Source organism: Paenibacillus sp. URB8-2 (genome assembly GCF_013393385.1).
GTDB lineage: Bacteria > Bacillota > Bacilli > Paenibacillales > Paenibacillaceae > Paenibacillus_AQ.
This window is the reverse complement of record NZ_AP023239.1, coordinates 4,548,257-4,561,123: the sequence shown is the minus strand read 5'-3', so window position 1 is coordinate 4,561,123 and position 12,867 is coordinate 4,548,257. Positions and strand designations below refer to the sequence as shown.

The following is a 12,867-nucleotide window of genomic DNA, read 5'->3' as shown; positions in this document are numbered from 1 at the left end:
CCAGTTGCTTTTCGGGGAGGATAACTCAGGCGACACCCGCACCACATAACCGCATCGCGGCCGGTCGGGAGTCAGCTTCGCTTTTGGCTCTGTGCTTCCCTTAAGGTGGTGAGGTGTCGTGAATACCAGAACGTTATATGCAGTCCCAGCTAATGAATAATATTGAAGTTAATTCGATGAAGAATAAACAGGGAGCGATTCGTATGGGGCTCGAAGAATTTTATCAGTGTTTGTCTGCCGAGGATCAGAATATGTACTCTGAAATTGCAAATTTTGCAACTCAACTCGGTTATAAACCTAAAAAGGCAAAAACCCAAGCAATAAATTATGTTTTCAATAGTAACAAGACAAAAAAACATATTATGAAGTTTTCAATTGAAAAGAGCAAAGCAATATTGAAAATGAAATTTTATGCTTCAACAGATTACTCCTATATATTTCATGAAAGCGTAAGAGCAGTTATAGAAGAATATAACTACAAGTATACTGGATGTTACAACTGTGGAAAGTGTAAGGACAACTTAGAGGGATATGAGTACACATATTCAGATGGGCGTAAGTATTTTAGATGTGGCGGAGAATTAATAAGTATACAAAGAATTACACTGAATGATATTCCCGAAATCGTAAACCTGCTCAATACTCAACATCAATATTATTTATCGAAAGCGGCGGATTGAAAGAGTATATGAAAGATTGTATTTTCTGGATTTGAAGAAGGCTAGGACTACATATAACACCGTATTCACGCTGCGGGACCTTCCGGTCCCTCGGTCTGCTGAAGCTTTTCGGAGATGCAGATTCAGCAGACAACTCTGTGAGGCTAAGTGGCCGAATAACACTCTAGCAAGCTGCCTTAAGCCTCTCGGGATCGTGAATGCGGGAACGTTAGATGAAATTTAATACAACTTGGAGGATACTTAAATGATAAACATGGAAAAGATCTATCTTGACGTATAACACCGCATTCGCGCTACGGGCCAGCAAGCTTATCCCTTGGTCCGCCGGAGGAATTTCGGGGAAGTAGATTCAGGCGAACACACCTTGCATTGGCTAAGTGGCAGAGCCACCCGGCCTGACGGCCTTAAGACAGTGATCAGTGGAGTAATGAGTGGAATTAAAGAAGCGTTTGATGTATTTATTGAATTTTCAAGAGAAGTAAATAAGCATTACCTGAAAGATTTTTTGTAAGTGAATCATCGCTGCATCGCCTAACAACGTATTCACGCTGCATCGCTGACGCTCCTTGGTCCGGCCGAAGAAATTAGGAATTCAGGAAGACAACCTCTACGTGCCTAAGTCTGACGACCCGTTCGCTACCGTTCACTTAAGGCTTTCATTCGTGAATGCCGAAACGTTATCGGAAATCGGCGAGAAAGGAATAAAGAGATGGAAATTACATTTAAAACCGTTTATCCAAGAGCAAAATTAAGTATATTGACCATGATGCTACTTGAAGGATGTCTACTTATCAACTTTTCGATTAACCAAAATAATATTTTCACATATTTAATTGTTTTTATGATGTTCATCGCTTTAGCCTATATAATTACGATAATTAAACGCCTATTTTTCACTAAACTGAGCATTACTTTAGGAACAGATTATGTAATATCCTCAAACACTAAGAAGTATTATTCATCTCAAATTGAATGTATTTATATGAGTTACAAGAGGATCGGCTTTAAATTGCAGGGTAAGCGATTGGTTCCTATGGATTTGTGTTTTTATTTTGATAAGAGCCAGGAAATAAAAGGATTAGAGAGATTAAATGAATGGGCAGAACATAACAAAAAAGAAGTGAAAAATAGATTTTTTCAAACATTAATGTAGCATATTCGATGGGGCTGCCGACATCCGATAACAATGTATTCACGCTGCGGTCCCTAATGTTCTTTGGTTTGCAAATGAAGATTTCGAGGAAGTGATGGCAGCCAGAACCCGGACAGCCTAGGTCTTCGACCGGGTGCTGGCACGCCTTATGCCTCTTGGGTTCGCCGGGACGTTAGGTGAAAGATCGAAGATATTTTAGTAGGTAGGTGGATTAATGATGCTTGTAGAACGACTTATCAAAATTATGCATACCCATGATTTTTTGAATAGAGATCTTGAATTGGTCCGACAACTTGAACTACCCAATTGGTGGATCGCAGCTGGTTATGTGAGAAATTATGTGTGGGATTATTTGCATGGATATTCTAGTAGAACTCCATTGAATGATGTAGATATCCTTTACTATGATCCAAGTGACCTGAGCGAAGAATCAGAAAAGAAATTTGAAACGAAATTAAAGACTAATTTGCAAGAATATAACTGGAGCTGTAAGAATCAGGCGAGAATGCATATAAGAAATCAAGATCATCCTTATGGTTCAGTGGAAGACGCAATGAAGCGTTGGCCAGAAACAGCAACGTCCGTTGGGATAAGTTTGGATAGAAATCAGAATATTGAAATCGTTGCACCTCATGGATTGAATGATTTATTCGATTTGGTGATTCGAAGAAGTCCATATTATAAGGACCAAGACTATTTTTACAAAAGGGTACAAAGCAAGAAGTGGCTTAAACTATGGCCTAAACTACGATTGATTGAAGATAAATAATAAGGAATTTCTTAAGGCAACACAGTGATCCTTCGCAAAACAACGTATTCACGCTGCGTCACTAACGCTTGATCCGTCAGAAGATGATCCAGAGAAGCGGGATGTAGCGGACAAACCTGAAAGGACGAATAGTTCTAATGCAAAAGTTTGTTTCATTTATTTTAGAATTACTCCGTTTGAGTATATTACTAGGTTTAACATTACTTCTTCTAGGTGGAATGGAAAGAATCATTTATGAAGTAATAAAGGGTAAAGCTATCTTCCATTGGAGTATGACCGTTGGGAATATTATTATTTTCTTTATATTGTACCGGAATTATTTTCAGTTTAAGGGCTGGTATAAATCCCAAAAAAACAAGAAACTAAATAAAATCGCTACAAGAAGTTTAATAACAATTTCAATAGGGCTCTTAATAGTACCTCTTTTAATAAATCAATAAAGAATTAAAGAGAAGTAGTTTTTAAGTACCACACTATACAAATCCAGGGTGATTTCATTGAAGATTGAGTATCTAGAAACAGATCAGACATCTCTTGAATTAGTCAAACCATTATGGGAACGGCTTAGAGACCACCATGCTTCATTGTCCAAATACTTTTCAGAGCACATATCAAGAAATACGTTTGAAGAACGATCAAGAGATTTATTCAACAAATCTAAACAAGGATCATTAAAGATCATATTAGCTCGTGAAGCGGTAACGACGGAGTTAATAGGATATTGCATTAGTTCGATTAGCGAAATGAAACAGGGAGAGATCGATTCGATTTTTATATTGGATGATTTTAGAGGTATGGGCATTGGAAATGCATTAATGAAACGGACGCTTGATTGGTTTGAAACCAATGGCATTCATAATATTTGTCTATCTGTTTTATTCGGAAATGAACCAGCATTGAAATTTTATGAGAAATATGGATTTTATCCAAGAACATATTTATTAAAGAACAGGATTTAGTTTGGGAATTTGCATGCCGGCTCACGGTTACCTTATCACAAGGATTGTTAATATTTTGAAAGAAGGAGATCTTTCATGAAGATAAATAAAATAATTGAAAAAACAAAAAGACCTTCATTATTTGAGAAGGGTAGTTCACAGATGTGGGTTGACGAACATATATCACAACAAATGCTGGAGGCTCATTTAGATCCCAATACTGATGCAGCAAGCAGGAAGCCATATACAATTGATGCTTCGGTGAAATGGATCAAAGAATATATTTGTGGCAACAACGCTGAGCAGAAAGTACTTGATTTAGGATGCGGGCCCGGACTTTATACCAATCGCTTGGCTAAGCAGGGATTTAATAATGTAACGGGGATAGACTTTTCAAGCCGTTCCATTGAATATGCGAGGAACCAGGTAGCGGAGTTGAATCTGCATGTCAATTATGTTTGTCAGGATTATTTGACCCTCAATGTTACTAATGACTTTGATGTAGTCCTACTCATATATTGTGATTTTGGGGTTCTTAACGAAAACGAACGGAATGCATTGCTGCATAATATCTACAGTAATTTAAAGCCCGGCGGAAAGTTTGTCTTTGATGTTTTTACACCTAATAAATATAGAAATCATACTGATTCAAGAACATGGAATTCATATAAATGCGGCTTTTGGAGACCGACTCCTCATTTATGTCTAAGCTCCAATTATTGGTACCCGGAAGAAAGAGTTCATTTACACCAAACCATAGTGATAGATGATAATGAGGATTTACAAGTATATAATATTTGGGATAAGACATATACATTGGATGAGCTTTCTTCAATTCTGAGTTGTATTGGCTTTGAAGAACTTGAATTTTATTCAGACATAACTGGACGAGAATATGAAGAAGACTCAGAAATAATAACAGTAATTGCAAAAAGGAAATGATAGAAAATCGTCTAACAACGTATTCATACTGTGGATCGTAAACAACCCTTGAGTCGCCATAGGCATTTCGATAATTTTGCTTGCGAAAACCCTGCGAGACTAAGTCTAACATCCCGGATTTCACACTTCTTAAGCCTCTTGTTTTCGTGAATGTGAAAACGCTATCTAACTTCTAAATCCAAAAAAACAAATAGGAGAGTGTAATCATGGAAGTACTCATTGAAGAAAAGCAATCTTTTACAGTTATCGGAAAGGTGGGACAGGGACTTTCATCCGAAAGTACAGAGTGGATCCCAAAGCTGTGGCAAGAAGCTAATCGAAATTTTAGTGAAATTAGTAGTTTAGCCAAGACAGACAGTGCAGGCAATCTGGTTGGGATTTGGGGTGCGATGAGTGATGTTTCTGAGAGATTTGAAAGGTGGACAGAGCAAGGGAAATATCTGGCTGGTTGTGAAGTTTTGGATGGCTCCGTAGCCCCAAACGGTTGGACTAAATGGGTTATACCTTCATATAAGTTTGCAGTAATGAAATGCAACCAAAATACATACCGGGATAAATTCAAATACATGGTTAATGAGTATATTCCCAATCACAATTATTCAATCGTAGGAGCCGTGCATGAATACTACAATCCATCAGAAGCAAATGGAGATTTATATTTGTATTTTCCGATAGAAAGAATCTACAACAAATGATCGGTCGCTTTAATAGAACACCCACAGAGCAAGAATTGGAACGTTTTTTAAGTACTGAAGGAGTTAAAGCATTAGCAGTAAAAAACTACAAAGATCATGCCATCATTCTTGGTGATGCCTCTGTATACACCTTGTCCATAACAGCAGATAACGAATTTCAGTATGTAGGAAGCTCATGGAGTGGCGGGCCTGACCGGATAGATATAACGGCTGCTACACAGAAAACACCTTTTGTGGGAGTTATCATTCATAGAGATGATGTACTGGAGCAAGGCAATAAAATGAAAATAACATTTGAAGACGGGAATTCGGTTGAAGAGAGCATGAACCATGAAAAGGCTTATATTGTCGATCATCCGCTTGAAAAGCTGACCAATTCCTCAAAGGCTATAGTAGAAGTATTTAATGATGAAGCGAAATGATATATAGGAATGACAAATAGATACATTTTTGGAAGGTGAGATTATTGTGTTATCTATTTTTTTTATGATATTAGTAATTTTAGGGCTAGTCAGTACCCAAAAAGGATACTCTGTAAGGCTCGATCTTTCTATTAAACCTGAATGGATTCCATTCGATACGGAAAAACCACAAAACCCTAATATTAAGATTGCAGAAAGCCAAAATACCAATATCATACTCCAACAAGTGTGGAATAAAGGCAATGATATTTATTTTAATTTCCATACAACCTTTGATTTGAACTACAATAACGGTAAGTTTCTATACAACATGTTAATTAATGATGACGGTACATACACAACGAAAGGATCGCCAGAGGATTTTCAACTAACCGATCTCCATGGAAGTCAGATTCAAATAGGTCAGACCGGATATGGACCAGGTTCTGATTTTTCCTTTGGAATTGATCCAAGTGAATATGAGCGAATTCGAAACGGATTTAATGTAAGTTATTCGGGGATGATTTTGTATGAGTATTCTAGGAAGTGAATTTCTTCACGTAACACCATTCACGCATTAGGGCATCAAATGAATTGATAAGGAGGAGTTCATATGAGGAATTTCAATTTTACTGTATCGGGATTTATCAAGAAGTATCCCAAACTAGCAATACTTTTCCTGGCTATCTTAGTGTTCGATATCGTTTATTATTTTGGAAAAGAAATAGGAAGAACACTATATTATCTAACCCACTTGTAGATACAATAAGGAGAAGGACGAATGATAACTGAACCTACTATCCAAGAAATTAATAGAATATTTCAACTACATATTGTCAACGATGAGATCGTAAAAATTAAAAGGTTATCTGGAACAACTAGTGGCCGTGTTTATAGACTTGATTCCAATCAAAACAATAATTATATATTGAAATTTGATGAACCAAATCAAATCCAAATGGTTGAACAATTGCTCAATACTTATCAAAGTTCGGTGCTATTACCAAAAGTTCTGTTTACCTCTCAAGATAGATCACATTTTATTTACACTTATATCAAGGGTACAACTCATATTAACCGTGGATCAAAGAAAAAATGGTTAACCATACTAGTGAAGGAATTATTCAATAAATACAACAAATATCATCATACAGACATTTGGGGGAGATTAGAGTATCCTCTTCGTTCTTGGAGGGAATTCAATGAAATAAGTGTGGAGGAAGCTAGAATCAATATTGGTAATGCTTTAACAACAGATGACTATATCTTTGTTAAATCACAAATTATTAAATTGTTTGGAGAAGAAAAAGTACAAGGAGAAAGATATTTATTGCATGGAGATACAGGGGTACATAATTTTGTATTTGATCAATCTTCTTTAATTGGTGTCATAGATCCATCACCTATGGTGGGACCATTAATTTATGATTTTATTTACGCTTTTTGTTCTTCTCCCGACGATATTAATATTGATACTTTATTTGCAGCACATGATAATCTTAAACAAGGACGCATTGACAAAGTAAGGTTAATTGATGAGGTGTCAGTACAACTATATTGCCGAGTGGGGCTTAGCGTAAAACACCATCCAAATGATTTATCTGAATATCTAAAGGCATGGGAACATTGGAAAGAGCTGTGCTTGAATGCAACAACGTTAGGTGAAGCCGACTAGATATCTGAAGTAATGATAATTAAAGAAAAGGTGAATAAAACAAATGAGAGCATCTCAAAAAAATAAATGGGAAAGAACAAGAGCTAAAGGGAAGAAACAATTTTCTCATTTATAATGGGGTAATTGGGTGGGGGATACCAACGGCGATAATATTTACTTTTCTTACTGATTTTTTAGAGAATAATTAATCTATTACCTTTGATATATCCTTTAATATGACCTTACTTAAAACATTGATTATATTTCCTGTTTGTGTTTTCGCTGCGGGTCAATGGCATTGGGTCTTCTGGAAGATCGTTGATGAAAGTATAAACGAGGAAGTGATTATTATAAGAACCTTATTATATTTCGTAAGGCATGCCGAATCTCCTTTTTTTACAGGAATGGAACAATCTCGGGGTTTATCGGAAAAGGGTAAGTTAGACGCCGGTAAGGTAAAGGATGTTTTATTGAATGAACATATAGATGTATTGATTTCAAGTCCATACGAAAGAGCCATTCTTACAATAAAGGATTTAGCTATTGAATTAAATATGGACATCAGATTAGAAGAAGGCTTAAGGGAAAGGCAATTAACGGGGAAAGGACATGAAATAACTAAAGAACAATTTTTTGAATCGAAGAGGAGAGTGTATGAAGACCGAAATTATTCATTTCCAGGTGGAGAATCGAGCAAGCAGGCACAAGAACGAGCCATAAGCATACTAAACAAGATTCTTGAAGAATTTAAAGGTAAGAGAATCGCTATTGGCACGCATGGAGATATCATGACATTAATGATGAATTATTTTGATCCTACATATGATTTTGCATTTTGGAAATCGACAACGATGCCAGACATTTATAAATTGGAATTTGAAGAGAACAAACTAAAACATGTAACAAGACTATGGAATTGATTTCAAGGTTGAAGACATTATAAGAAAGTATAAGTAAGTGATTGGATCAAGTGAAGAGCTGCGTCTAACAACATGTCCCCGCTACTTCGCTAACTAAACACAAATCAATTGTATCAATTCAGGGAGAAAACAATTATGGAAATAATGTTAATACGGCATGGGAAATCCGAACGTTCAAATATTCCTAAATTAACTATAAATGAGTATAAGAACTGGAAAGATGAATATGATAGGTTAGGTGTAATAGAGTCAAAGAGTAAGTTTTTTGTAGAAGCATCCAGACACATTACAAGAGCAGAATATGTATTTACAAGTTCGTTATATAGGTCACAACATTCCTTGACTTTATTAACACCAGGTATCAAAGCAACTCCTAATGATATTTTTAATGAGGTGAATTTTAGGTCTCCTAATTTAAAGGGCATAAGATTAAGTACGCGGTTATGGACATTTCTAACTGGAGCATTTTGGTATAGTGGCTTAGTTAAAGAACATGAGACGTTAGAGCAAGTAGTGGAACGGGCTATAGCTGCCAGTGAGATACTTACGAGAGCGTCAGAGAAGGGTATAGTGGCTCTAGTTGGACATGGATTTATCAACCTGTTTATTTATAAAGAATTAAAGAAAAGAGGGTGGAAAGAAATCAATAAGTTTAGCTCAAAGAATTGGAGTTGTACAAGACTAGAACTATTGGAAGGGTAATGTAAAAAACGAGCTTCCTGAGTTATTAATTAACGGAAAAATTGAAGTGGTAGAAATTATAGATGATTTCTCATAAGTCACTTCATGGTAAGCCAGAGGCAAGAATGGATACAAGATTTTCAAGTCACAAGTAACGAATGAGAATTTGACGATGATGTATCTTGAGAAGATAAATGATTTTAGGAAATAAAATAAACTAGAACATTCCTTCGGATAACAACCTACTTTGACTGACTGAACGGCAGAGATCATTAGCTGAAAGATCTTCAATATCATTCAAGGAGGAAATCATGAAAAAATTTATATTTTTAACGATTTTTCTTGTATTAAACCTTTTGATGACAGCATGTACAAATCATAACGAAAAATTCAATGACTTTAGTCTTAAAGGTGAAAGCACAAACTGGACAGGAGAAATGAAAGTACATACTGAAGAGAGGTATGACAAGAAAGATAAGAAATCATACTATGAATCTTCTTCAAAACACACTTTTGTGTTGGAGTATAAAGGAGATCTTGAGGACCTAAAGAGTTTAAGGCATTTAAGATACAAATATCAGGGAAATGCTATCGGAGGAAACGAAGAACGCACATTTGACAAGGGTAGTAAAGAAAAGCGGTTTGTGTCATCTTCTTCTGGGAATGGTGCATTTGAAACCAAGAGTTCGGTGATAGAGGTTACAGTGGAATGGGATAATAAGAAGGAAACTTTCACCTTAAAGAGCACAGAATAATTTTAACAGTATTCCTAAGAGAATTTTGAACGAAGATAAAACTATTGACTATCATCGTTATTACATAGCGAATTCTAATGCGGCTCCCTATTCGCAAAATCCTTTAAGCCAGTAGGTTCCGTGATTACAATAACATATCATGAAAGGATAATTCCATGCGCCTCCAGAAAATCGATCATATCTTTCATTCTTTTCAACAATAACGGACTCGGATGAAGTTGGAAAATGGCTGGAAAAAATACGCGCACCTAAAATACGTCTCTTCGATGGTATCTTTATATAGGGGTAACTTATAACGTATTGCCAAAGGCCTTAATCGTTATCTTAATCATTTCGTTTCTTTTATATGGGGGTTACCAAGGCTATGAATATTATAGCGATCATATTGTAGATCAAAGAATAATACAGAATATTTTGGAGCGGAATCATTATGCTATCACCAAAAAGGATACTTCAATAAAACTCGATCTTTTGATGACAGTACATATACAACTAAAGGGTCGCCAGAGGATTTTCAACTAACCGATCTCCATGGAAGCCAGATTCAAATAGGTCAAACCGGATATGGACCGGGTTCTGATTTTTCCTTCGGAATTGATCCAAGTGAATATGAAAGAAGACTGCGGACCTTACTTTTATTGCAAAGAGTCCAGTCAGAGAGAAATGGAAACGAACAAAAGGAGATTTTGAAACATGCTTATTACGAGAGCGGAAGAAACGGATATTGAAGAAATTTTGCAATTGCAGCGTAAGGCTTTTATGGTAGAAGCGGCCATATACAATGATTACACGATTCAACCGCTGCGGCAGACCATCGATGAACTGAAATCGGAGTATGAAACACAGACTTTACTTAAAGCGATTGCAGAGGGGGATATTATTGCTGGCTCTGTACGAGCTTTTGTTAGCGGGGATACTTGTTATATTGGAAGATTAATCGTTCATCCGGATTTTCAAAATAGGGGAATTGGCACAAGGTTACTTCGTGAAGTCGAACAGGTGTTTAAGGAATGCCGGAGATACGAGTTGTTTACAGGGCACAAGAGCAAGAAGAATCTCTATTTGTATGGCAAGAATGGATACCAGGTTTTCAAGTCACAAGTAATAAATGAGAAATTGACGATGATGTACCTTGAGAAGATGAATGACTCCCGGAAGATAGTCTTCTGACAGGGTTGCTCAAACTTCAAAGTTCCCCAGCTACTCCCGATATTCCCTGGTCCGTCTTCTTGGTAGTCCTCTTCACAAAATGTCCTCCTAAACAACAATCAGCTGCAAACTCAGACGTTACTTTTTAGTACCTATATTACGAAAAAGTACCTACTGTTCATTTGTGTCCGTTAGAACTATAATAGCAAATACTCATCAAAACCAAGCGTACTTCGGTTTCGGCCCAAGATGATTGAACGCAATGCAGGACGAATCATTAACGTTGCAAGTGAAGCCGGAATCAAACCCTATCCTGAACTTATTCCTTATGGTATATCTAAAACTTCACTCATTACGCTTTCAAGAGGTTTGGCGGAAGTGGCCAAAGGAACAAATGTAACTGTCAACTCGGTTCTTCCAGGGCCGACGTTTTTGTGTTTTATGAAATCTGGAAAGATGAAGAGTATATCAACCTCCATATTGAGACTGACCATTATAAGCAATACCGGCGCAATATAGAGGATCTTATCGAGTCACGGCAAGTATACCGACTGCAGGAAGTTAAATGATAATCTTGATAAAAAACACAGAATTGGCCCTATGCGAATCTCTTGCTTAGGGCCAATTTCAATAATTTTACCCAAATTACCGAGAAAAAGGTGTCAAACCATAGGTGTCCCAGTCTATAATGAATTAAGGTAACTAACTATAAATATATTTGCATAAGTCAGGAGAAAATCAAACGATGTCTTCAACAAAAAATGTTAACCGGCTTAGACTTGTTTTGCTTTTAGGCGCTTTTTCGGCACTTGGCCCACTTACAATTGATATGTATTTGCCGTCATTTCCTGAAATCGCTGCTGATTTTGATGCCCGTGCTTCACTGGTTCAGCTTAGTCTAACTGCTTGCCTAATAGGATTAGGTCTAGGTCAAATGATTATGGGCCCTTTGAGTGACGTTCATGGAAGACGCAAGCCTATAATAATCTCACTTATTATCTACTTGATCGCTTCATTTGTCTGTGCGGTCTCACCTAATATCATTTATTTCATAGCAGCACGCTTTGTTCAAGGCTTTGCCGCCTCCGCAGGAATTGTTATTTCACGGGCGATCATCCGCGATGTTTATAGCGGACCGGAACTCACCAAGTTTTTTTCACTGCTCATGTTAGTGAATAATCTATTCCCTTTAATTGCACCAGTGGCAGGAAGCGGCGTAATATCCTTTACTACTTGGGTGGGTGTTTTTGTGGTTTTGGGTACGGTTGGATTGGTTTTAGTTATCCTTGCAACCGTAAACCTTAAAGAGACCTTGCCTGCTCAGAATCGAATTTCAGGCAACTTTGGCGAACTGATTAGAGGTATTCGAACCTTGCTTAAAGATCGCGAGTTTACCGGATACGCGCTGGCACAAGGCATTATGATCGGAGGAGTATTCGCTTATGTATCAGGGACTCCTTTTATCTACCAGAATATCTACGGTGCCTCTCCCCAGCTGTTTGCAATTTTATTTGGATCAAATGGGATCAGCTTAATTATCGGTTCTCAAATCGTTGGACGCTTTACCCATGTGATCTCGGAGCGGCGATTCCTGCGTTATGGATTGCTGTTATCCGGCGCTTCAAGCCTTGCGGCCTTAATTGTAATTCTTTTAAACGGCCCATTACTGGCATTGGTTATTCCGCTTTTCTTTTTTGTTGCGTCTATCGGAATAACTTCAACAGCCTCCTTCTCTCTGGCTATGGAGTCACAAAGTCATATGGCAGGGAGCGCATCTGCACTTCTTGGATTACTGCCTTTCCTGCTGGGAGCATTCACCTCTCCATTGGTTGGCATTGCCGGTGAATATACGGCAGTCCCAATGGGAGTTATTATCTTGTCGACCAGTTTATTGGCTATCCTTGCTTACTTTGGACTTGCACATAAATCCCAAACAAGCTATTCTCCGTGCTCTTAATTACAGATCATCTGTGTAGAACGACAAAAAGGCCGCAGCACCAGTGCATAGCCCTTTACCTTTAGCCCGCTTTAGTCGCGGGCTTTTCACATTTATTCCTCCCCGGTTGCCACCGGATTCTCCTCATAGTTGATCCAGTCGCTCAGGCTTCCCGCGTCCAGAGATCAATGAAT

14 protein-coding genes and 2 pseudogenes are annotated in these 12,867 nt (G+C 37.4%); all 16 read left to right on the top strand.

Translation table 11 applies throughout. The features are described from left to right. Nucleotides 1-152: 152 nt before the first annotated feature. The 16 genes and pseudogenes from PUR_RS21025 to PUR_RS20955 all read left to right on the top strand — a co-directional run bounded on the left by PUR_RS21025 (nt 153) and on the right by PUR_RS20955 (nt 12,694). Nucleotides 153-680 carry a hypothetical protein gene (locus tag PUR_RS21025; RefSeq protein ID WP_232101593.1) on the top strand — a complete coding sequence of 176 codons (528 nt, stop codon included), beginning with the start codon at nt 153-155 and terminating at the stop codon, nt 678-680. A gap of 709 nt (nt 681-1,389) precedes the next feature. Continuing rightward, a complete protein-coding gene (locus tag PUR_RS21020) occupies nt 1,390-1,833 on the top strand; it encodes a hypothetical protein (protein ID WP_179036926.1) in 444 nt (147 codons plus the stop codon). Nucleotides 1,834-2,047: 214 nt separating this feature from the next. After that, nucleotides 2,048-2,602, top strand: coding sequence for a nucleotidyltransferase family protein (locus tag PUR_RS21015; RefSeq protein WP_232101592.1), 555 nt, complete (start codon nt 2,048-2,050; stop codon nt 2,600-2,602). Nucleotides 2,603-3,099: 497 nt separating this feature from the next. Further along, complete coding sequence (locus tag PUR_RS21010) at nt 3,100-3,561, top strand: GNAT family N-acetyltransferase (RefSeq protein WP_179036924.1); 462 nt, start codon at nt 3,100-3,102, stop codon at nt 3,559-3,561. Between the two features lie 75 nt (nt 3,562-3,636). Further along, nucleotides 3,637-4,482, top strand: coding sequence for a class I SAM-dependent methyltransferase (locus PUR_RS21005; RefSeq protein ID WP_179036923.1), 846 nt, complete (start codon nt 3,637-3,639; stop codon nt 4,480-4,482). A gap of 206 nt (nt 4,483-4,688) precedes the next feature. Continuing rightward, on the top strand, nt 4,689-5,177 hold the full coding sequence (locus tag PUR_RS21000) for a GyrI-like domain-containing protein (protein ID WP_179036922.1): 489 nt from the start codon (nt 4,689-4,691) through the stop codon (nt 5,175-5,177). Further along, nucleotides 5,174-5,599: a hypothetical protein gene (locus PUR_RS20995; RefSeq protein WP_179036921.1), complete on the top strand. Its 426-nt coding sequence runs from the start codon at nt 5,174-5,176 to the stop codon at nt 5,597-5,599. The genes PUR_RS21000 and PUR_RS20995 overlap by 4 nt, the downstream gene beginning before the upstream one ends. Nucleotides 5,600-5,645: 46 nt before the next feature. Further along, the gene (locus PUR_RS20990) at nt 5,646-6,128 is read left to right on the top strand and encodes a hypothetical protein (RefSeq protein ID WP_232101591.1); all 483 of its coding nucleotides are present in this window, start codon (nt 5,646-5,648) and stop codon (nt 6,126-6,128) included. A 231-nt stretch (nt 6,129-6,359) separates the two neighbouring features. Continuing rightward, nucleotides 6,360-7,253 (top strand): phosphotransferase, encoded by an 894-nt coding sequence (locus tag PUR_RS20985; protein WP_179036919.1) that lies wholly within the window; start codon nt 6,360-6,362, stop codon nt 7,251-7,253. Between the two features lie 215 nt (nt 7,254-7,468). After that, complete coding sequence (locus tag PUR_RS20980) at nt 7,469-8,152, top strand: histidine phosphatase family protein (RefSeq protein WP_179036918.1); 684 nt, start codon at nt 7,469-7,471, stop codon at nt 8,150-8,152. Between the two features lie 135 nt (nt 8,153-8,287). Continuing rightward, nucleotides 8,288-8,854, top strand: coding sequence for a histidine phosphatase family protein (locus PUR_RS20975; RefSeq protein ID WP_179036917.1), 567 nt, complete (start codon nt 8,288-8,290; stop codon nt 8,852-8,854). After that, nucleotides 8,841-8,930 (top strand): annotated as a pseudogene (locus PUR_RS26660) (DUF2441 domain-containing protein); the annotation flags it as partial. The gene PUR_RS20975 and the pseudogene PUR_RS26660, both read left to right, overlap by 14 nt. 214 nt (nt 8,931-9,144) lie before the next feature. Then, on the top strand, nt 9,145-9,588 hold the full coding sequence (locus PUR_RS20970; RefSeq protein ID WP_179036916.1) for a hypothetical protein: 444 nt from the start codon (nt 9,145-9,147) through the stop codon (nt 9,586-9,588). 693 nt (nt 9,589-10,281) lie between these two features. Further along, a complete protein-coding gene (locus tag PUR_RS20965; protein WP_179036915.1) occupies nt 10,282-10,758 on the top strand; it encodes a GNAT family N-acetyltransferase in 477 nt (158 codons plus the stop codon). A gap of 216 nt (nt 10,759-10,974) precedes the next feature. Beyond that, nucleotides 10,975-11,169: pseudogene (locus tag PUR_RS20960) on the top strand (SDR family oxidoreductase); the annotation flags it as partial. 313 nt (nt 11,170-11,482) lie between these two features. Next, a complete protein-coding gene (locus PUR_RS20955) occupies nt 11,483-12,694 on the top strand; it encodes a multidrug effflux MFS transporter (protein ID WP_179036913.1) in 1,212 nt (403 codons plus the stop codon). Nucleotides 12,695-12,867: the final 173 nt, after the last annotated feature.

Bases quoted from the DNA above. Each gene is read 5' to 3' on its own strand.
- PUR_RS21025 (WP_232101593.1), top strand. From the start codon at position 153: ATGAATAATATTGAAGTTAATTCGATGAAGAATAAACAGGGAGCGATT.
- PUR_RS20955 (WP_179036913.1), top strand. From the start codon at position 11,483: ATGTCTTCAACAAAAAATGTTAACCGGCTTAGACTTGTTTTGCTTTTA.
- PUR_RS20995 (WP_179036921.1), top strand. From the start codon at position 5,174: ATGATCGGTCGCTTTAATAGAACACCCACAGAGCAAGAATTGGAACGT.
- PUR_RS20985 (WP_179036919.1), top strand. From the start codon at position 6,360: ATGATAACTGAACCTACTATCCAAGAAATTAATAGAATATTTCAACTA.
- PUR_RS21005 (WP_179036923.1), top strand. From the start codon at position 3,637: ATGAAGATAAATAAAATAATTGAAAAAACAAAAAGACCTTCATTATTT.
- PUR_RS21000 (WP_179036922.1), top strand. From the start codon at position 4,689: ATGGAAGTACTCATTGAAGAAAAGCAATCTTTTACAGTTATCGGAAAG.
- PUR_RS20980 (WP_179036918.1), top strand. From the start codon at position 7,469: ATGACCTTACTTAAAACATTGATTATATTTCCTGTTTGTGTTTTCGCT.
- PUR_RS20970 (WP_179036916.1), top strand. From the start codon at position 9,145: ATGAAAAAATTTATATTTTTAACGATTTTTCTTGTATTAAACCTTTTG.
- PUR_RS21015 (WP_232101592.1), top strand. From the start codon at position 2,048: ATGATGCTTGTAGAACGACTTATCAAAATTATGCATACCCATGATTTT.
- PUR_RS21020 (WP_179036926.1), top strand. From the start codon at position 1,390: ATGGAAATTACATTTAAAACCGTTTATCCAAGAGCAAAATTAAGTATA.
- PUR_RS20975 (WP_179036917.1), top strand. From the start codon at position 8,288: ATGGAAATAATGTTAATACGGCATGGGAAATCCGAACGTTCAAATATT.
- PUR_RS20965 (WP_179036915.1), top strand. From the start codon at position 10,282: ATGCTTATTACGAGAGCGGAAGAAACGGATATTGAAGAAATTTTGCAA.